At 74.7% G+C, this 18,129-nt stretch carries 21 protein-coding genes; 15 read left to right on the forward strand and 6 right to left on the reverse strand.

Annotated features, from left to right (window positions below; all coding sequences use genetic code 11):
- Positions 1–2: 2 nt before the first annotated feature.
- Positions 3–986 carry an o-succinylbenzoate synthase gene (locus FGD68_RS04980; protein WP_119373648.1) on the reverse strand — a complete coding sequence of 328 codons (984 nt, stop codon included), beginning with the start codon at positions 984–986 and terminating at the stop codon, positions 3–5.
- A 54-nt stretch (positions 987–1,040) separates the two neighbouring features.
- On the opposite strand from FGD68_RS04980, the gene FGD68_RS04985 reads away from it, so the two are divergent.
- Complete coding sequence (locus FGD68_RS04985) at positions 1,041–1,952, forward strand: 1,4-dihydroxy-2-naphthoyl-CoA synthase (protein WP_104235631.1); 912 nt, start codon at positions 1,041–1,043, stop codon at positions 1,950–1,952.
- 19 nt (positions 1,953–1,971) lie between these two features.
- Positions 1,972–3,156 carry an AMP-binding protein gene (locus FGD68_RS04990; protein ID WP_237609848.1) on the forward strand — a complete coding sequence of 395 codons (1,185 nt, stop codon included), beginning with the start codon at positions 1,972–1,974 and terminating at the stop codon, positions 3,154–3,156.
- Between the two features lie 93 nt (positions 3,157–3,249).
- On the opposite strand, the gene FGD68_RS04995 is transcribed toward FGD68_RS04990, so the two are convergent.
- Positions 3,250–3,423, reverse strand: a complete 174-nt coding sequence (locus tag FGD68_RS04995; RefSeq protein ID WP_015489305.1) for a CsbD family protein — start codon at positions 3,421–3,423, stop codon at positions 3,250–3,252.
- A gap of 132 nt (positions 3,424–3,555) precedes the next feature.
- Here FGD68_RS04995 and FGD68_RS05000 point away from each other — a divergent pair, with 132 nt between their 5' ends.
- Positions 3,556–3,876: a hypothetical protein gene (locus FGD68_RS05000; RefSeq protein WP_237609849.1), complete on the forward strand. Its 321-nt coding sequence runs from the start codon at positions 3,556–3,558 to the stop codon at positions 3,874–3,876.
- On the opposite strand, the gene FGD68_RS05005 is transcribed toward FGD68_RS05000, so the two are convergent.
- Genes FGD68_RS05005 through FGD68_RS05020 form a run of 4 tightly spaced genes read right to left on the reverse strand, consistent with a single transcriptional unit; the run spans position 3,866 to position 6,991 of the window.
- Positions 3,866–4,411 (reverse strand): NUDIX hydrolase, encoded by a 546-nt coding sequence (locus FGD68_RS05005; protein WP_220452741.1) that lies wholly within the window; start codon positions 4,409–4,411, stop codon positions 3,866–3,868. The two genes, FGD68_RS05000 and FGD68_RS05005, sit on opposite strands and share 11 nt — an antisense overlap.
- Before the next feature lie 9 nt (positions 4,412–4,420).
- Positions 4,421–5,026, reverse strand: coding sequence for a GNAT family N-acetyltransferase (locus FGD68_RS05010; protein ID WP_237609850.1), 606 nt, complete (start codon positions 5,024–5,026; stop codon positions 4,421–4,423).
- 13 nt (positions 5,027–5,039) lie between these two features.
- Positions 5,040–5,675, reverse strand: coding sequence for a GNAT family N-acetyltransferase (locus FGD68_RS05015; RefSeq protein ID WP_237609851.1), 636 nt, complete (start codon positions 5,673–5,675; stop codon positions 5,040–5,042).
- A complete protein-coding gene (locus FGD68_RS05020) occupies positions 5,672–6,991 on the reverse strand; it encodes a glutamyl-tRNA reductase (RefSeq protein WP_119373490.1) in 1,320 nt (439 codons plus the stop codon). The genes FGD68_RS05015 and FGD68_RS05020 overlap by 4 nt, the downstream gene beginning before the upstream one ends.
- Positions 6,992–7,095: 104 nt before the next feature.
- Here FGD68_RS05020 and hemE point away from each other — a divergent pair, with 104 nt between their 5' ends.
- The 12 genes from hemE (at position 7,096) to hemB (ending at position 18,122) form a co-directional block, all read left to right on the forward strand.
- Complete coding sequence (gene hemE / locus FGD68_RS05025; RefSeq protein ID WP_104235625.1) at positions 7,096–8,223, forward strand: uroporphyrinogen decarboxylase; 1,128 nt, start codon at positions 7,096–7,098, stop codon at positions 8,221–8,223.
- A complete protein-coding gene (gene hemG, locus FGD68_RS05030) occupies positions 8,216–9,655 on the forward strand; it encodes a protoporphyrinogen oxidase (protein WP_237609852.1) in 1,440 nt (479 codons plus the stop codon). The genes hemE and hemG overlap by 8 nt, the downstream gene beginning before the upstream one ends.
- Positions 9,656–9,782: 127 nt before the next feature.
- A complete protein-coding gene (locus tag FGD68_RS05035; protein ID WP_012300075.1) occupies positions 9,783–10,124 on the forward strand; it encodes a hypothetical protein in 342 nt (113 codons plus the stop codon).
- Positions 10,125–10,156: 32 nt separating this feature from the next.
- Complete coding sequence (locus FGD68_RS05040; RefSeq protein WP_043585261.1) at positions 10,157–10,573, forward strand: phage holin family protein; 417 nt, start codon at positions 10,157–10,159, stop codon at positions 10,571–10,573.
- Positions 10,563–10,838, forward strand: a complete 276-nt coding sequence (locus FGD68_RS05045) for a DUF3618 domain-containing protein (protein WP_086521062.1) — start codon at positions 10,563–10,565, stop codon at positions 10,836–10,838. The genes FGD68_RS05040 and FGD68_RS05045 overlap by 11 nt, the downstream gene beginning before the upstream one ends.
- Before the next feature lie 39 nt (positions 10,839–10,877).
- On the forward strand, positions 10,878–12,497 hold the full coding sequence (gene mptB / locus FGD68_RS05050; RefSeq protein WP_237609853.1) for a polyprenol phosphomannose-dependent alpha 1,6 mannosyltransferase MptB: 1,620 nt from the start codon (positions 10,878–10,880) through the stop codon (positions 12,495–12,497).
- Positions 12,498–12,665: 168 nt separating this feature from the next.
- Complete coding sequence (locus FGD68_RS05055) at positions 12,666–13,229, forward strand: TIGR03086 family metal-binding protein (RefSeq protein ID WP_104235621.1); 564 nt, start codon at positions 12,666–12,668, stop codon at positions 13,227–13,229.
- 70 nt (positions 13,230–13,299) lie between these two features.
- The gene (gene hemQ, locus FGD68_RS05060) at positions 13,300–14,070 is read left to right on the forward strand and encodes a hydrogen peroxide-dependent heme synthase (protein ID WP_237609854.1); all 771 of its coding nucleotides are present in this window, start codon (positions 13,300–13,302) and stop codon (positions 14,068–14,070) included.
- Positions 14,070–15,326, forward strand: coding sequence for a ferrochelatase (locus tag FGD68_RS05065; RefSeq protein ID WP_104235620.1), 1,257 nt, complete (start codon positions 14,070–14,072; stop codon positions 15,324–15,326). Before hemQ ends, FGD68_RS05065 begins: the two co-directional genes overlap by 1 nt.
- Positions 15,323–16,309 (forward strand): hydroxymethylbilane synthase, encoded by a 987-nt coding sequence (gene hemC / locus FGD68_RS05070; protein WP_104235619.1) that lies wholly within the window; start codon positions 15,323–15,325, stop codon positions 16,307–16,309. The genes FGD68_RS05065 and hemC overlap by 4 nt, the downstream gene beginning before the upstream one ends.
- On the forward strand, positions 16,306–17,145 hold the full coding sequence (locus FGD68_RS05075) for a uroporphyrinogen-III synthase (protein ID WP_104235618.1): 840 nt from the start codon (positions 16,306–16,308) through the stop codon (positions 17,143–17,145). The genes hemC and FGD68_RS05075 overlap by 4 nt, the downstream gene beginning before the upstream one ends.
- Positions 17,142–18,122, forward strand: a complete 981-nt coding sequence (gene hemB, locus FGD68_RS05080) for a porphobilinogen synthase (protein ID WP_119373035.1) — start codon at positions 17,142–17,144, stop codon at positions 18,120–18,122. Before FGD68_RS05075 ends, hemB begins: the two co-directional genes overlap by 4 nt.
- Positions 18,123–18,129 lie beyond the last annotated feature (7 nt).

The raw sequence follows: 18,129 nt of genomic DNA on the forward strand, positions 1-18,129 counted from the left end.
CCTCAGGCGCGGGAGAGCACGTCGTGCGTGCGGCGGATCCGGTCGAGCCACCACTCGCGGCGGTCGGCGTCAGCGGAGTGGGCGTCGAGGAGCCGCGCGTCGGGCGTGACGCGGCGCACGGGGATCCGGCCGTCGACGGGCTCGAGCGGCTCGGCCACGACGTCCTCGACGAAGAGCGAGACCGTGCCGAGGCCGCAGTCGTGCGGCAGCTCGGGGATCGCGGCGGCGAGGTGCGCGGCCATCGAGATGCCGACGCTCGTGTCGAGCGCGCTCGAGACCACGACGGGCAGGCCCGCCTCCTGCGTGATCCGCAGCGCGCGATGGATCCCGCCGAGCGGCTGCGCCTTGATCACCAGCAGGTCGGCGGCTCCTGCTCGCGCGACCCGCAGCGGGTCCTCGGCCTTGCGCACGCTCTCGTCGGCGGCGATCGGCACGCCGAGGTGGCGGATCCGCACGCGCAGCTCGGCGAGCTCTTCCACGCTCGCGCAGGGCTGCTCCACGTATTCGAGGTCGTGCCCGGCGAGGGCGTGGATCGCGTGCTCGGCCTCGTCGACGTTCCAGGCCGCGTTCGCGTCGATCCGCACCCGGCCCTCGGGACCGAGGAGACGGCGGACCTCGGCGACGCGCGCCACGTCGTCCGCGAGCGTCGTGCCGCGCTCGGCGACCTTGACCTTCGCGGTGCGGCAGCCGGGGAACCGGGCCAGCACCTCGGCGACGCGAGCGGCCTCGACCGCCGGGATCGTCGCGTTCACGATCACGTGGTCGCGGCGCGGCGCGGGCGGATCCGTCCAGCCGAAGTCGATCGCGGCCGCGAGCCAGGACGCGGACTCCACGTCGTCGTACTCGACGAACGGCGAGAACTCCGTCCAGCCGAGCGGGCCCTGGAAGAGCGCGGCCTCGCGCACGTCGAGGCCGCGGAAGCGCGTGCGGAGCGGGAGGGCGACGACGCGGGCGGTGGCGAGGAGGTCGTCGAGGGCGGGGAGCATGGATCCAGCCTCGCACCCGCGGGCGCCCGCCGGGGCGCCGCCTAGGCTGGACGCATGGTGAAGCAGGTCTCCGACATCCACGATCCCACCCGCTGGCGCGACGTCCCCCTCGCGGAGGGCTTCACCGACATCACGTACCACCACGACCTCACCGGCCGCATCGCGCGCATCGCGTTCGACCGGCCCGAGGTGCGCAACGCCTTCCGCCCGCGCACGGTCGACGAGCTGTACCAGGCGCTCGACGACGCACGGCAGGATCCGCGCATCGGCGTGGTGCTCCTCACCGGCAACGGCCCGAGCCCGAAGGACGGCGGCTGGGCGTTCTGCAGCGGCGGCGACCAGCGGATCCGCGGGCGCGACGGCTACAAGTACGCGGAGGGCGAGACCGCGGAGGGCGTCGACCCGGCGCGCGCCGGCCGGCTCCACATCCTCGAGGTGCAGCGCCTCATCCGCTTCATGCCCAAGGTCGTCATCGCGGTCGTCCCCGGCTGGGCCGCGGGCGGCGGGCACTCCCTGCACGTCGTGTGCGACCTCACGATCGCCTCGGCCGAGCACGGTCGCTTCAAGCAGACCGACGCGGACGTCGGCTCGTTCGACGGCGGGTACGGATCCGCGTACTTCGCCCGCCAGGTCGGCCAGAAGTCCGCGCGCGAGGTGTTCTTCCTGGCCGAGGAGCACAGCGCCCAGCGCATGTACGAGATGGGCGCCGTGAACCGCGTCGTGCCGCACGCCGAGCTCGAGGCGACCGCGTTGGACTGGGCCGAGACCATCCTCGGGAAGTCGCCCACCGCGATCCGCATGCTCAAGTACGCCTTCAACGCGGTCGACGACGGCATGGTCGGCCAGCAGGTGTTCGCGGGGGAGGCAACGCGCCTCGCTTACGGGACCGACGAGGCCGTCGAGGGGCGCGACTCCTTCCTCGAGAAGCGCGCGCCCGACTGGTCGCCGTTCCCGTGGCAGTTCTGATCGGCGCGGTCCCGCTCCCGTGAGGCGCCTCGAACGGCTGGCCGATTCCGGGGCCGACGTCCTGCCGCTCCTCCGCGCGGCGCTCGCGGGCGACGGCCCGGCCCTGCTCGCGCGGCCGGTGGACGCTCCCGTCGTCGCCGGCGATCCGCCGCCGCCCGCCGAGGTCGAGCGCCGCGTCGCGCTCGTGGTCGAGACGTCGGGCACCACCTCCCGGCCCAAGCGCGTCGCGCTGTCGTCGGACGCGCTGCTGGCGAGCGCCGCCGCGTCGCAGGCGGCGCTCGGGCCGCCCGGGCAGTGGATCCTCGCGCTCCCCACCCACTACATCGCCGGACTCCAGGTGCTCGTGCGCTCGATCGCCGCGGGTACGACGCCCGCGGTCCTCGCGCCCGGCAGCTTCGACCCGCGCGCGTTCGCGGAGCTGGCCGGGTCGATGGACGCGCGCGTCGCCCGCTACACCTCGCTCGTGCCGACGCAGCTGCACCGGCTCGTGGAGGCGGCGGAGGGCGGCGCGGTCGATCACGCCCGCGGGATCCGCGACGCGGTCCGACGCCTCGAGGCGATCCTCGTCGGTGGCCAGGCCACGCCCCCGCACCTGGTCGACCGCGCGGCCGCGCTGGGGTGGCGCGTGGTGCGCACCTACGGATCCAGCGAGACCGCGGGCGGCTGCGTGTACGACGGCGTGCCGGTCGCGACGGCCGAGGTCGCGGTCGTCGACGGCCAGGTCGAGCTCGCCGGCCCGATGCTCGCGGAGGGCTACCTCGGCGACCCGGGAGCGACCGACGCGGCGTTCGGCGAGCACGACGGCCGCCGCTGGTACCGCACGGGCGACGGCGGCGAGCTCGTCGACGGCGTGCTGCGGATCACCGGGCGGCTCGACGACGTCGTGATCTCCGGGGGCGAGAAGCTGCGGCTCGCCGCGGTGGAGGAGGCCGTGCGGTCGCTCGCCGCGTGGGAGCCGCGCCTCGGCGAGGCCGTCGCGGTGCCCGGCGAGCACGCGGGCTGGGGGCAGCGGCCGGTCGTCTTCGTGCCGGGACCCGTGGATCCGGAGCTCGCCGAGCGCGTGCGCCGCGAGCTCGCCACGCGTCTCGGCCGCGTCGCGGGATCCGCCGTCGTCCGCGGCATCGACGCCATGCCGACGCTGCCGTCCGGCAAGCCCGACCGCCGGGCCCTCCGGGCGCTGGCCGACGCGGCTCCGGTCGCCTGAGCTGCCGCGCCTCCCGCCCGCGGACATGACGAAGGGCCGGATGCTCGGCACCCGGCCCCTCGCCTCTCGGGACGGACGTCCCTCGTAGGAGTCCTACTTCTTGAAGACGTCCTTCACGTTCTCGCCGGCCTGCTTGGCGCTTGCCCCGGCCTGCTTCGCTTCGCCCTCGGCGACCTTGCTGTCGTCGCCGGTCAGCTTCCCGAAGGCCTCCTCGGCCTTCCCCGCGAGCTTCTCGCCGGTGTTCTGGGCCTTGTCATCCGCACTCATATGCGCTCCTTCGTTCGGTGGATGGGACGCCTTCGACGCTACGCCCGCGCGCGTCCGGCGTCACCCCCTCCCACCGGACGCACGGGAGGGGGCGGCCCGGGGTACCCCCGCCGCGCGTGGGAGGATGGGCCCATGGCCACCCGCACGCCCGACGCCCGCGCCAAGGGCCTGCTGTCCTGGCTGATCCTCGCGGTCGGGCTCGTCATCGCCGCCTTCACCGTCGCGATCCTCGTGGCCGCCGTGCAGGTCGACGGCGTCGGCGAGGTGACCGGCACGCTCGTCGCGGGCGGCATCGCGACAGTGGTGGCCGCCGTCGCGTTCGTCGACCAGCGCCGCAAGGTCCGCGCGACGCGAGCGGCCGAGCTGGCCGCCGGATCCCGCGTGCCCGGCGACGACGCCGCCGTGGCCCCGGCCGACGCCGCGAGCCCCGGGGACGACGCCGTCAGTCGATGAGCCGGAGCGCCACGAGGCGCTCCAGCGCGGCCTGGCCGGCGGGCGGGCAGCGGTCCGCGTCCGCGGATCCGACGAGCTCGACCTCCGCCACCTCGCCCGACGGCACCGGCTCCTGGCGCGTGCCCTCCCGCGGCTCCGCGCGGTAGACCGTCATGCTCACGAGGCGTCCCGCGTGCACGCCGTGCGCGTCGGCCAGGACGGTGAAGAGGTCCTCGATCGTGGCGGGGTCGATGTCGAGCCCCACCTCCTCGGCGGCCTCGCGCACGAGCGCCTGCCGCGCGCCCTCCCCGGGCTCGATCTTGCCGCCGGGCAGGTAGAGCACGTCGTGCCCCGCGACGCGCACCATCAGCACGCGGCGGTCGCGGATGAGGGCGAGCGCGGCCACGCGCAGCGGGCGCTCGTCGGGGCCGCGACGCCGGGCCGCGTCCGCGGGCCCGTCGAAGCCGAGCCCGTCCAGCTCGTCGAGGTCGTCGTCATCGTCGTCGTCGATGTCCGGGACGACGGGGCGTCCTGCAGGGTCGGGGGTCGATGTCACGCGGTCCTCCTACAGGCCGTCGAGGCTCGTGCGAGCCGCCCACTCCACGTCGAGCAGGGCGACGACAACGGTATCGGCCCACGCTCCGCCGACCCATCGGTCGTGCACGAGGAGCCCCTCGCGCCGCATTCCGAGGCGCTCGGCCAGCCCGAGCGCGGTCGCGTCCGCGGCGTCGACCCGGCACGCGACGCGGTGCACGCCCACCTCCGCGAAGGCGAGCTCGAGGATCCGGTCCGCCGCCTCCGCCGCGAGGCCGGCGCCCCGCACGTCCTCGTGCAGGACCACGCCGAGCTCCGCCTGCCGGGCACCGGGAGCGCGCAGCAGCAGGTGCACCTCGCCGACCACGCGCGACCACCGCTGGCCCTGGGCGGGCAGCTCGATCGCGAGGGCGAGCCGGTCGCCCACCTCCGCCAGCCGGGTCCAGCCGAGGCGGTCGGCGAGCATGCGTCCGGGGTCGGATGCGGATCCGGCGAGGTGCCGCCGCGCGCCCGGGGACGCCGCGTAGGCCTCGATCGCGACCACGTCGTCCGGCGCGAACGGCCGTAGCACGAGCCGGGCCGTGCGGACGGGACCGCGCACCTCGACCGGGTCGAGCGCGGGCAGGTCGCCGTCCACGGGGATCCGCCGGTCAGGTGGCGGCGGGCGTCGTCGCCCACTCGTCGGCCAGCACGGCGTAGTAGAGGCTGTCGACCCACTCGCCCTTCACGAGGTGCTCCTCGCGGAAGTGACCCTCGCGGCGCATGCCGAGGCGCTCGGCCATGCGGGCGGACGACAAGTTGCGGGCGTCGAGCTGCGCGAGGACGCGGTGGGCGCCGGCGCGCTGGAAGGCGATGTCGAGCATGGCGCGGCTGGCCTCGGTGGCGTAGCCGCGGCCGGCGAAGTCCGGGTTCATGACCCAGCCGATCTCGAGCTGGCGCGAGGCCGCGTTGCGGAGGAGGAGGGACACGTCGCCGACGACGCGGCCGGATCCCGCGCGCGGGTTGAGGCTCGACTCGTCCGGCAGCTCGACGGCGAGCCCGAGGAAGTCGTTCGACTGCTCGAGCCGGATCTTCCGGCGGCGGGCGGCGAGGTGGCGCTTCGACGCCTCGCGGTCGCGGAGCGGCCAGAACATGTACTCGACCACGTCGGGTCGGCGCTGGATGTCGGCGTAGTCGTCGAGGTCGTCGGCCGTGTAGGGCCGGATCACCAGGCGCTCGGTGCGCACGGGCTCCGTCATCCTGAGCGGCGCGTCGAGGCGCGGGCCGCGGAGGATGCGGGGCCTCACGACGCCTGGCCCGCTTCGGCCGTGCGCGGGAGCGCGACGGCGACGGGGGAGGACACCGCGGCGGGCATCTCCACGTCCAGGCCGAAGAGCGCCTGGACGGCGTCCACGACGCGGGCGCCCTCGCCCTGGCGCGCGAGCTCGCGGGCGCGGACGGAGGGCTGGTGGACGAGGACGCTCACGAGGTGCCGGAGCGCCTTCTCGGTGGCGTCGGAGGAGTCGCCGCGCTTGCGCACGCGCTCCAGCTCGCCCTCGAGCACGTCGAAGATGTGCGAGCGGAGCGCCACGACGGCGGGGGCCACCTCGTCCTCGGCGCTGGCGGCGCGGAACTCGGCGGCCGCGGTGCTGACGATCTCGCGCGCGTCGTCCGTGGCGGTGAGGTCGCGCAGCGGCGCGTGCAGGCTGATGGTCTCGAGGTCGAGGAGCTCGACGCCCTCGACCGTGACGACGTCCGGATCCACGTTGCGGGGGAGGCCGAGGTCGATGACGAGGCGGCGGCGCCCGTCGCCCGACACCGCGGCGGCGCCCTGCATGTGGTGCGCGGCGAGCACGGCGGTGGGCGCGGTGCTGCAGGTGACGACCATGTCGGACGCGGCGAGCGCCCGGAGGAGGTCGCGGCCCTCGACGGCGGGGATCCCGTGCGGGCCCGCGAACTTCTGCGCGCGGCCCGAGGGGGAGTAGACGTGCACGTCGACGACGCCGCGGTCGCGGAGAGCGGCGAGGCTCGCGCCCGCGTACGCGCCCGTCCCGACGAGGAGGACGCGAGTGGCCGACCAGTCGGCGATGCGGCTCTCGGCGAGGTCCAGCGCGAGGCGGACCATGGACCGTCCGGCGCTCTGCAGGCCCGTGCGGGTCTTGACGCCGCGCGACGTGTTGGACGCGGTCTGGAAGAGGCGCTCGAGGCCGGTGCTCGTGGTGCCGCCGATGCGAGCGCCCTCGAGCGCCCGGCGGACCTGGCCCGCGATCTCGCCCTCGCCGACGACGACGGACTCGAGGCCAGAGGACACGGCGAAGAGGTGCTCCGCGACCGCGTCGCCGCACTTGACGTCGACGCTGCCGCGGACGTCGTCCCGGGCGATGCCGCTGGCGTCGCTGACCACGTCGACGGTGGCCTCCACGGCCAGCGCGCGGGCAGCGGTGAGGGGCTCCTCCACGTCGAGGTAGGCCTCGAAGCGGTTGCAGGTGGCGAGGACGACGGCCCCCGCGATGAAGTCGTTCTGCTCCATGAGCGCGCCGGCGACGGAGGGTGCGGCCACGGACAGCTTCTCGAGGACCTCGAAGCTGGCGTTGTGATGACTCGCCGTCAGACATATGAGCACGCTCCATGGTAAGCCTCCCCGCCGTGTGCTCCGGGTCGGTGAGGGCACCCTGACTACGCGCGGCCGGCCTTCCCAGCCGAGCGGGCGCGCAGGCGGGGGATGCGATGATCTCCTCCGTGATCACGCCCATCTCCTCCGCCGCCTCCGCTCCCTCGTCCGACGTCGTCCCGCTCCCCGCGGAGCATCCGCTCAACATGCGCACCGCGTCGTCGCTCCTCGTCGAGGCGTACCGCGGCCATCGCGGTGAGCGCGCCCCCGTGTGGTTCATGCGCCAGGCCGGCCGGTCGCTGCCCGAGTACCGCGAGCTGCGCGTGGGCACGCGCATGCTCGACGCGTGCCTCGATCCGGAGATGGCCAGCGAGATCACGCTGCAGCCGGTGCGCCGCCACCACGTGGACGCGGGCATCTTCTTCAGCGACATCGTCATCCCGCTGAAGCTCGCGGGCGTGGGCGTCGACATCGTCGCGGGTCGCGGACCGGTGCTGGAGAAGCCCGTGCGCACCGCGGCCGACGTCGCCGCGCTCCCGTCGCTGGATCCGGCCGCCCTCGAGCCCATCCGCCAGGCGGTCGCGCGCACGGTCGCCGAGCTGGGCGACACCCCGCTCATCGGCTTCGCGGGCGCGCCGTTCACGCTCGCCGCGTACCTCGTGGAGGGCGGACCGAGCAAGGACCACATCGCGGCGCGAGGCCTCATGCACGCGGATCCCGACGCCTGGGACGCGCTCATGCGCTGGTGCGCCGAGATCACGGGCGTCTTCCTGCACGCGCAGGTCATGGCCGGCGCCTCCGCCGCGCAGCTCTTCGACTCGTGGGCCGGCGGCCTCTCGCTCGCCGACTACACGCAGCGCGTCGCCCCGGCGTCCTCCCTCGCGCTCGACCACGTGCGCACGATCACCGCCGCGGACGGCCGCACGGTGCCGCTCGTCCACTTCGGCGTCGGCACGGGCGAGCTGCTCGGCGCGATGCACGACGTCGGCGTCGACGCGGTGGGCGTCGACTGGCGCATCCCGCTCGACGAGGCCTCGCGCCGGCTCGGCGGATCCGTGCCCGTCCAGGGCAACGTCGACCCGGCGCTCCTCGCCGCCCCGTGGCCCATCCTCGAGGCGCACGTCCGCGACGTGCTCGAGCGCGGTAAGGCGGCACCCGCCCACGTCCTCAACCTCGGCCACGGCGTCCCGCCCGAGACCGACCCGACCGTGCTCACCCGCATCGTGGACCTCGTCCGTGAGTAGCGATCCTCGCCAGGCGGCCGGCGAGGTCGACCCGACCGACGTCGTCGTGATCGGCGGCGGCGTGGGCGGCCTCATCGCCGCCCGCGCCTGCGCCCTCGCTGGGAAGCGCGTGATCCTCGTGGAGGCGTCGCCCGCGCTCGGCGGCACCGTCGGATCCCACGTGGTCGACGGCCTCCGCCTCGACAGCGGCGCCGAGAGCTTCGCCACCCGCCGCGGCACCGTGGCCACGTTCCTGGGCGAGCTGGGCCTCGCCGACCTGATCGTGCAGCCGAACCCGGACGGCGCGTGGGTGCAGCTCGCCGAGCGCGCCATCCAGCTGCCGCGCACGGGACTGCTCGGGATCCCCGCGCACCCGTTCGACGCGACCATCGCCACCGCGATCGGCCGGGCCGGCGTCGCCCGCGCCAAGGCCGACCTCCTCCTCCCCGCCGCCGTCGGCGCGAAGGAGCGCACGCTCGGCGGCCTCGTCCGCGCCCGCATGGGCGGCCGCGTGGTCGACCGGCTGGTCGCCCCCATCGTCTCCGGCGTGCACAGCGCCCACCCCGACGAGGTCGACGCCGACGCCGTCGCGCCCGGCCTCCGCGCCGGGCTCGCCGAGCAGGGGTCGCTCGGGCGCGCGGTCGCGTCCATGCGCGCGGCGTCCCCCGCGGGATCCGCCGTCAGCGGCATCGTGGGCGGCGTGCACCTGCTGGTCGACGCGCTGGTCGCCGAGCTCGCGCGCCTCGGCGTCGACGTGCGCACGTCGCTCGCGGTCGAGTCGGTGCACCGGCACCGCTCCCACGAGGGTGCGGCTGCGTACGACGACTGGCACGTCGAGCTCGCCGACGGCCGGGGCGTCGACGCTGCGGGTGTCATCCTGGCGATCCCCGCGGCGGGGCTCATCCGCCTCTTCTCCGGACTCGCGCCGCCCGCCGTCACGGAGGGCTGGCCCGCGCCGTCCTCCGTCGAGCTGGTCACGCTCGTCGTTCGCGCGCCCGAGCTCGACGCCGCTCCGCGCGGCACCGGCGTGCTGGTCGCGGCCGACGCCCCGGGGATCCGGGCCAAGGCCCTCACGCACGCCACCGCCAAGTGGCCGTGGCTGAAGGAGCAGGCGGGCGACCGCCACGTGCTCCGCCTCTCCTACGGGCGCGCGGGCGGCGACGACGACACCGCAGGCGTCGCCGACGACGAGCTCACCGCGATCGCCGTGCACGACGCGTCGGCGCTGCTCGGGGTCGACCTCGCCGGCCGCGTCACCGGGTCCGCCCGCGTGCGCTGGACCAACGCCCTCCCGTTCGCCGCCTCCGGCCACCGCGAGCGCGTGCAGGCCGTGCGCGACGAGGCGGCCGAGCACCCGGGGCTCGAGATCACCGGGTCCGCCGTCGCGGGCACCGGGCTCGCCTCCGTGGTGGCCGACGCGCAGGCCGCGGCGGCGCGCCTCCTGGCCCGCTGATGGGCGATCGCGGCCCCGCGTGGCCGGGCACCGACCGCCCAGCGGCCGCCGACCACGCGTCCACGCCGGAGGGATACGCTGGACCGACGTGTGCTGCACGTGCCCCCTCAACGATCGGAGATCTCCCATGAAAGGCAAGCTTCTCTTCGTCGCCGGAGCCGGTGTCGGCTACGTCCTCGGCGCCCGCGCCGGTCGCAAGCGCTACGAGCAGATCCGCACGAACGCCAAGAAGGTCTGGGACGACCCGAAGGTCCAGCGCCAGGTCGACAACGCGGCCGGCTTCGTGAAGGACCACACCCCCGACGTCGCGCACGCGGTCGTCGGCGGCGCCAAGAAGGTCGTCGGCACCGTCACCGGCGGCAAGAAGGACTCCGCGAGTGGCTCCACCCCCTCGAGCGCCTCGGGCACGCACTACCCGACCATGGACCCCGCATCGCCCGAGCCGAACGGCTCCGGCACCTCCCGCTGACCCGCAAGCCCATCCCCAGGAGGGAAACCCGCATGACGGATCAGGATCTCAATCCGAAGAGCAAGCGCTCGCTCGTCCGGCTCGTCGCCGACCTGCCGACGCTCATCGTCCAGCTGATCAAGGACGAGATCGAGTCGTTCAAGAACGAGCTCGTCTCCAAGCTCAAGCACGCGGGGATCGGTGCCGGCTTCCTCGTCGTGGCGCTGTTCTTCGCGCTCATCGCGTTCCTGGTGCTCGTCGCCGCCGCGATCCTCGGCCTGTCCGAGGCGTTCTCGCCGTGGCTCTCCGCGCTCATCGTCGCGGGCGTCTTCCTCCTCATCACGGTGGTGCTGGCGTTGCTCGGCATCCGCTGGATCAAGAAGGGCGTCCCGCCGACGCCCGAGGAGACGGTCGACAGCCTCAAGGAGGACGTCGACGCGGTGAAGGGGACCGGCAAGTATGACCACTGACCGCCCCCGCCCCACGGGACCCCGGTCCCGCACCGAGCTGAAGCTCGACATCCAGCACACGCGCGAGGAGATCTCCGCGACGCTCGACGCGCTCGAGGCCAAGCTGAACGTCCGCCGCCGGGCGCAGGACGGCATCGCCGACCTGCGCCGCCGCATCCGCCGCACGGCCGACGAGGACCCGCTGCTCCTCGTGGCCGTCGGGGTGGGCGCGGTCGTCGTGGTCGGCGGCGTGGTCTGGGCCGTGGCCCGCGCCGCGCGTCGCTGACCCGCAGGTCGAGCTTCCGTCATGGCCGAGGGGGAGTCCGTGCGTCCACGCCGCCGCGAGGCACGTGATCCCGGATCCCTCGGGGCGCATCCGCTGCTGCTGCCCGGGATCATCGGGCTCGTCGGCTCGCTGCTCCTCCTCGCGGCCTCGTTCGTCGTCGGCCACGCGCCGGCCGAGTCGGAGCTGTCCCGCACCCCGGTGATCGGCGCCCTCCGCGTCTCGCCCCTCGGGACGAGCGTCGGGTCCGTCGCGGTCGTGGTGGGCGGGCTCATGCTCACGGCCGCGTGGCTCCTCCTCGGCGCGCTGCTCCCGCGGCTGGGCCAGGCGGGCCTGCGTGCCACCCTGCGGCTCGCGGTCATCTGGACGGCCCCGCTCCTGGTGAGCGCGCCGCTGTTCAGCCGCGACATCTACTCGTACATCGCCCAGGGCCGCGTGCTCGGCGCCGGCCTCTCGCCGTACGAGCACGGGCCCGCCGTGCTTCCCGACTGGCGGAGCACGGGCGTCGACCCGCTGTGGGCCCACAACCCCGCGCCCTACGGCCCGCTGTTCCTCGCGATCGAGCGCGTCGTCGGCGGGATCGACGACGCCCTCGGCGTCGAGGTCGCGGTCCTCGCGGCGCGCGGCGTCGCCGTCGTCGGCGTCGTCCTGATGGTCGCGTGCGGCCTCCGCATCGCCCGCCGACGCCGGATCGACCCCGTCCGCACCGCGTGGTTCCTCGCCGCCAGCCCGCTCGTCAGCTTCAACTTCGTGGTGGCCGCGCACAACGACGCGCTGATGATGGGCCTGCTGGTCGCCGGCCTCCTCGCCGCCATCGACTCGCGGCCCGTGCTCGGCGTCCTGCTCGTGACGTGCGCGGTGGCGGTCAAGCCCATCGCGCTCGTCGCCCTGCCCATCATCGCGATCGTGCACGCGGAGATGCGCGCCCGACGCGTGGACGACCGAGCGCCCGAGGGCGTGGCCGTCGACGGGTCGGCCGGCGGGGTCGTCGGCCTCCGTCCGCCCACGCGCGACCCGCGGGTCTGGGCGGCGTGGACCGCGTCCGGCTTCGCCGCCATGGGCCTCCTCGCACTCGGCGGCGAGCTGCTCGGCGTCGGCCTCGGCTGGATCTCCGCGCTGTCGAGCCCCGTCTCCGTCGTCTCGTGGTTCATGCCATTCGGCGTGGCCGCGGGCGCGTTCGGCCCGCTGGTCGATGCGCTCGGCGGGCCGGGGGACGCCGTCGAGGGCGGCATCAAGACCGCGGGCATCCTGCTCGGCTTCGCGGGCGCCGCCTGGTGCATCCTCACGACCCGCACGCTCTCCGGCGAGGCCCGCCTCGCGCTCGCGTTCGCGTGCATCGTCGCGATGTCGCCCGTCGTCTACCCTTGGTACGGCCTGTGGGTGCTCGTGATCCTCGCCGTCGTCGGCATCGCGGACGGCGCGGCCATGGCGCTCGCGGTCTCGGCGACCGTGTTCCTCGTCGGCGTCAACCTGCTGGAGCCCATGGCCGTCGTGCACTCCGTCGCGTCCGGCTGGCCGCGCCTGCTGGTCGTCGTCATGACGGTCGTGGGGGTCCTCGGGATCCTCGCGCCGGGGCTGCAGGGGCTCGCGGGCACGGATCCGTTCCGCGCCCTCCGCGCGCCGCGGCACCACTTCTCGGCCGCGCGGCAGCCCCCGGCCTGATCCGCGCCGCGGCACCTCCTCCCGCGCGCCGCGGCACCACTTCTCGGCCGCCCGGCAGCCGCGGGCCTGAACCGCGCCGCGGCACCTCCTCCCGCGCGCCGCGGCGCGCGGGAATGCGCGCGAGGGCCGCCGACGTTCCCCGAGCACACCACCGACGGGAGCTCGACCATGGACACCGACCTCGACTGGCACGACCTGATCCGCCGGGCCCACGGCGGCTTCGCCGACCGCCTCGCCGCCGTCACCGACTGGACGGCGCCCACGCCCGACGTCGAGTGGGACGTCCGCGAGCTCGTGGCGCACGTCATCGAGGAGCAGCAGTGGGTGCCGCTCCTCCTCGCCGGCCACACCGTGCAGACCGGCCAGCCGCTCATCCGCGACCTCGACGACGACCTCGTGGCCGAGTGGGGCCGCTACTCCCGCGAGGCGCTCGCGGCGTGGGAGGGCGTCGACCCGGAGCGTCCCGTCCTGCTGTCGAGCGACCGCGTGCCCGCCCGGGAGTACCTGCGCGAGCAGCTGTCCGACGTCGTGATCCACGGCTGGGACCTCGCGCGCGCGGTCGGCGCCGACGAGCGCATCGACGACGAGCTGGTGCGCGCCACGTGGACGGTGTTCGCCCCGCAGAAGGACACGCTCGAGGCCAGCGGGCTGTTCGCGTCGCCCGTGCCGGTCGCCGAGGACGCGCCGTTGCAGGTGCGGCTGCTCGCGCTCACGGGCCGCGACGCCCGGTAGCCCGCGGATGATCTGACGGCGGCCCGTCCGATGCAGGGGCAGGGTCCCCGCGAGACGTACCATGGGGATCATGAGCATCCCGGCTGCCGAGTCGGCGGCATCTCAGGTCCCCCCGATCGAGTCCCCCGGAGAGGCCCGTCCTGACGACGGGTCAACCCCCGAGGCATCCCCCAGCGGCTACGCCCTCTGGGCCGTCCTCCGCCGCGATCCCGCCCGCCCCGACGACCTCGACGGTCGCGAGGTCCCCGGGGCCGTCGACGAGCTCGACGGCATCGTCCACATCGTGGAGGCGGAGGGCGTCACCGTCCGCGGCTTCTACGACGTCTCGGGCATGCGCGCGGACGCCGACCTCATGGTCTGGATCCACGGCCCGCAGATGGAGACCCTCCAGTGGGCCTTCCGCGAGATCCGCCGCGCGCGCCTCATCCGCGCGCTCATCCCGTCGTGGAGCGCCGCGGGCGTCCACCGCGACGCCGAGTTCAACCGCAGCCACGTGCCCGGCTTCCTCCGGGGCGAGGAGCCGCGCGACTGGCTCTGCGTCTACCCCTTCGTCCGCTCCTACGAGTGGTACCTGCTGCCGCCCGAGGAGCGCGGGCGCATGCTCGCCCAGCACGGTCGCCAGGGCGCGGCCTTCCGCAGCGTCATCGCCAACACGGTCTCGTCGTTCGGCCTCGGCGACTACGAGTGGATCCTCCCCCTCGAGTCGAACGAGCTCGTCGACCTGGTCGACATGATGCGCGACCTGCGCAACACGGACGCGCGCCGTCATGTGCGCGAGGAGGTCCCGTTCTACACGGGCCGCCGCATCACCACCGCCGAGCTCGTGGAGGTCCTCCAGTAATGGCCGCAGTGAACCTGGGTCGCAAGCCCGCCCCCGCCACCGACGCCCCGCGCGCGCCCGGCGCCCTCGTCTCCGCCGCGAGCGAGGCCGCGAAGATGGGCCCCGCACACGTCGAGGAGCCCGTCGCGTACGACGCGATCCTGCTCGCGTCCTTCGGCGGCCCCGAGGGCCAGGACGACGTCATCCCGTTCCTCCGCAACGTCACCGCCGGTCGCGGGATCCCGGAGGAGCGCCTCGAGGAGGTCGCCCACCACTACCGCGCCTTCGGCGGCATCAGCCCCATCAACGAGCAGAACCGCGAGCTGAAGGCCGCCCTCGAGGCGCGCCTCGCCGAGCGCGGCATCGACCTGCCCGTGCTGTGGGGCAACCGCAACTGGGGCCCGTACCTCAACGACGCGCTGCGCGAGGCCGAGGAGAAGGGCTACCGCCAGCTCATCGCCGTCGCCACGAGCGCGTACAGCTCGTACTCCTCCTGCCGCCAGTACCGCGAGGACTTCGCGGATGCACTGGAGGACACGCAGCTGCAGGGCGTCGTCCGGATCGACAAGGTGCGCCAGTTCTTCGACCACCCCGGCTTCGTCACGCCGTTCATCGAGGGCACGCGCGACGGGATCCGCGACGTGATCGCCCACTTCGAGCAGGCCGAGGGCGAGGCGCCGATCGACCTGTCGACGGACGTCGAGATCCTCTTCTCCACGCACTCCATCCCGTCGTCGGACGCCGCGAAGTCCGGACCCGCCGAGCGCGGATTCGACGAGGACGGCGCGTACGCAGCGCAGCACCTGGCCGTCGCCGAGGTCGTGATGCACGAGGTCACGAAGGAGCTCGGCATCGACCAGGACGTGCCGTGGCAGCTCGTCTACCAGTCGCGCTCCGGCCCGCCCTCGATGCCGTGGCTCGAGCCCGACGTGAACGACGCCATCGGCGAGCTGCCCGCGCAGGGCCGTCGCGCCGTCGTGATCGTGCCGCTCGGCTTCGTGAGCGACCACATGGAGGTCAAGTGGGACCTCGACAACGAGGCCACCGAGTCCGCAGCCGAGAACGGGCTCTACTCGGTGCGCGTGCCCACGCCGGGCGTGCACGCCGCGTACGTCGACGGCCTCATCGACCTGGTGCTCGAGCGCCGCGACGGCATGAAGGCGGCCGACCGTCCCCACATGACCGACCTCGGACCCTGGTACGACGTGTGCCGCACGGGCTGCTGCGAGAACGTGCGGCTGGGCTTCAAGCCCGCCGTCTCCGGGCTGGCACCGTGACGGACGGTCCCACGACGTCGGCTCCGACGACGACGCTCCGCATCGGGACCAGGGGGAGCGCGCTCGCCCTGGCCCAGACGCGGGCGATCGCCGCGGAGATCACCGACGCGTCGGGACTCGAGGTCGAGCTCGTGCCCGTGACCACGCACGGCGACACGTCGCGCGAGTCCCTGTCGAGCCTCGGCGGCACGGGCGTGTTCGCCAGCGCGCTCCGGGAGTCGCTGCTCCGCGGCGAGTGCGACCTCGTGGTGCACTCGCTCAAGGACCTGCCGACCACGCCGTACGCGGGCCTCACCGTGGCGTCCGTGCCGGCGCGCGAGGATCCGCGCGACGTGCTCTGCGCGCGCGACGGACTCACCCTCGCGACCCTGCCGCGCGGCGCCCGCGTCGGCACCGGATCCCCGCGCCGCCGCGCGCAGATCCTCGCCGAGCGCCCGGACCTCGACGTGGTCGACATCCGCGGCAACATCGACACGCGCCTCTCCCGCGTGACCGCGGGCGACCTCGATGCCGTCGTGCTCGCCGCCGCGGGCCTCGAGCGCATCGGCCGCATCGACGCCGCCACCGAGCACCTCGAGCTCGACCGCTGGCCCACCGCGCCCGGCCAGGGCGCGCTGGCGCTGGAGATCCGCACGGAGGACGCCGAGACGCACTCGGTCGTCGGCCGCGCAGTCGAGGCCGTCGACGACCCGTTCACGCACGCCGCCGTCCTCGCGGAGCGCGGCGTGCTCGCCGCGCTCGAGGCCGGCTGCGCGGCGCCCATCGGCGCCTGGGCGACCGTCACGAGCGCCCGCCTCGCCCTCACCGCCGTGGTCTACCGGCCCGACGGCACGCAGCGCATGGCCGCGAGCCACGAGCTCGACACGGCGGGGCTCGACCTCGCGCAGCTGGGCGCATCCGCCTCCGCGCTCTCGGGGCCCGTGTCCCGCGAGCTCCTCGACGCCGGAGCGGCCGATCTCGCGCCGCTGGGAGGGACCCGATGACCTCGACAGACCAGAAGCCCCTGAAGGGCTGGCGCGTCCTCGTGCCCCGCGGCGGACCGTGGGGCGACGGGGTCGCCTACGACCTCCGCGCGCAGGGCGCCACGCCCGTCGTCGCGCCCATGATCAACTTCGCCGCCACGCAGGACGCGCAGGCGCTGGATTCGGCGCTCGCCGACCTGGCCGCGGGATCCTTCGACTGGCTCACCGTGACGAGCGCCACCACGGTCGACGTGCTCGCCTCGCACCGCGCCGTCGTGCCCGAGGGCACGCGCATCGCGGCCGTCGGCGAGACCACGGCCGCCGCGCTCGTCGCCGCCGGCTACACCGTCGACTTCGTGCCCTCCATCGACTCGTCGGCCACCGCGCTCCTCGAGGAGTGGACGGAGATGGCCGCCGGATCCCCGCGGCGCCGCGTGCTCACGCTCCGGTCCGAGATCGCGAAGCCCACGCTCACCGACGGCCTCATCGCGCGCGGCCACGACGTGCGCTCGGTCGTCGCGTACCGCACGGTCGGCGTGCCCGTCAGCGACCGCATCCGCCAGGACGTCTCCTCCGGCCGCGTCCGCGCGATCCTCGTCACCTCGGGCAGCGTCGCGGAGCAGGTGCACGAGCAGCTGGGTGACGTGCCCGACGGCGTCCTCATCGCCTGCATCGGCCCGCGCACCGCGAAGGACGCCCGCCGCTCCGGCGTGCGCGTGGACGTGGTCGCGTCGGAGCGCTCCGCCGCGTCGCTCATCCAGTCCCTGGTCGAGATCGCCCGCCACGAGGAGCCGCGTCCCGACACCGCGGGGCTGACCGGCCTCGCCGACCTCCTCGATCGGAGCAGCACCGAATGACCTCCCCCTACTACCGCCCGCGCCGCCTCCGCACCACGCCGGCGATGCGCCGGCTCACCGCCGAGACGCGCCTGCACGCCGCCGACCTGGTGCTGCCGATGTTCGTGCGCGAGGGCCTCACGGAGGCGTCGCCCATCACGTCGATGCCCGGCGTCTCCCAGCACTCGCTCGACAGCCTGCGACGCGCGCTCGTCGAGGCGGCCGAGGCGGGCATCGGCGGCGTGATGCTGTTCGGCGTCCCCGAGGTGCACGACGCCGAGGGCTCCGGCGCGAGCGACCCCGACGGCATCCTCAACGTCGCCACGCGCGTCGCGGTCGAGGAGGTCGGCGACGCCCTCGTCGTGCAGACCGACCTCTGCCTCGACGAGTTCACGGACCACGGCCACTGCGGCGTGCTCGACGCGCACGGCGTAGTCGACAACGACCGCACCCTCGACCGCTACCGCGCCATGGGCCTCGCCCAGGCCGAGGCGGGATCCCACCTGATCGGCCTCAGCGGCATGATGGACGGCCAGGTCGGCGCCGTCCGCGAGGCCCTCGACGACGCCGGTCACCACGACGTCGCGATCCTCGCCTACGCAGCCAAGTACGCGAGCGCGTTCTACGGCCCCTTCCGCGAGGCCGTCGACTCCCAGCTGAAGGGCGACCGCCGCACGTACCAGATGGACAACGGCAACCGCCGCGAGGCCCTGCGCGAGGTGGAGCTCGACATCGAGGAGGGCGCCGACATCGTCATGGTGAAGCCCGCCATGAGCTACCTCGACATCCTCGCCGACGTCGCCGCGACGAGCAGCGTCCCCGTCTGGGCGTACCAGGTCTCCGGCGAGCACGCGATGATCGAGGCCGCCGCGCGGAACGGCTGGATCGACCGGGAGCGCGCCATCGACGAGAGCGTCCTCGGCATCAAGCGGGCCGGCGCCGACGCGATCCTCACCTACTGGGCCGTCGAGCTCGCCGAGCGTCTCGCCCGGCGCTGAGCCGCCC

This window comes from Clavibacter californiensis (assembly GCF_021952865.1).
Taxonomy (GTDB): Bacteria; Actinomycetota; Actinomycetes; order Actinomycetales; family Microbacteriaceae; genus Clavibacter; species Clavibacter californiensis.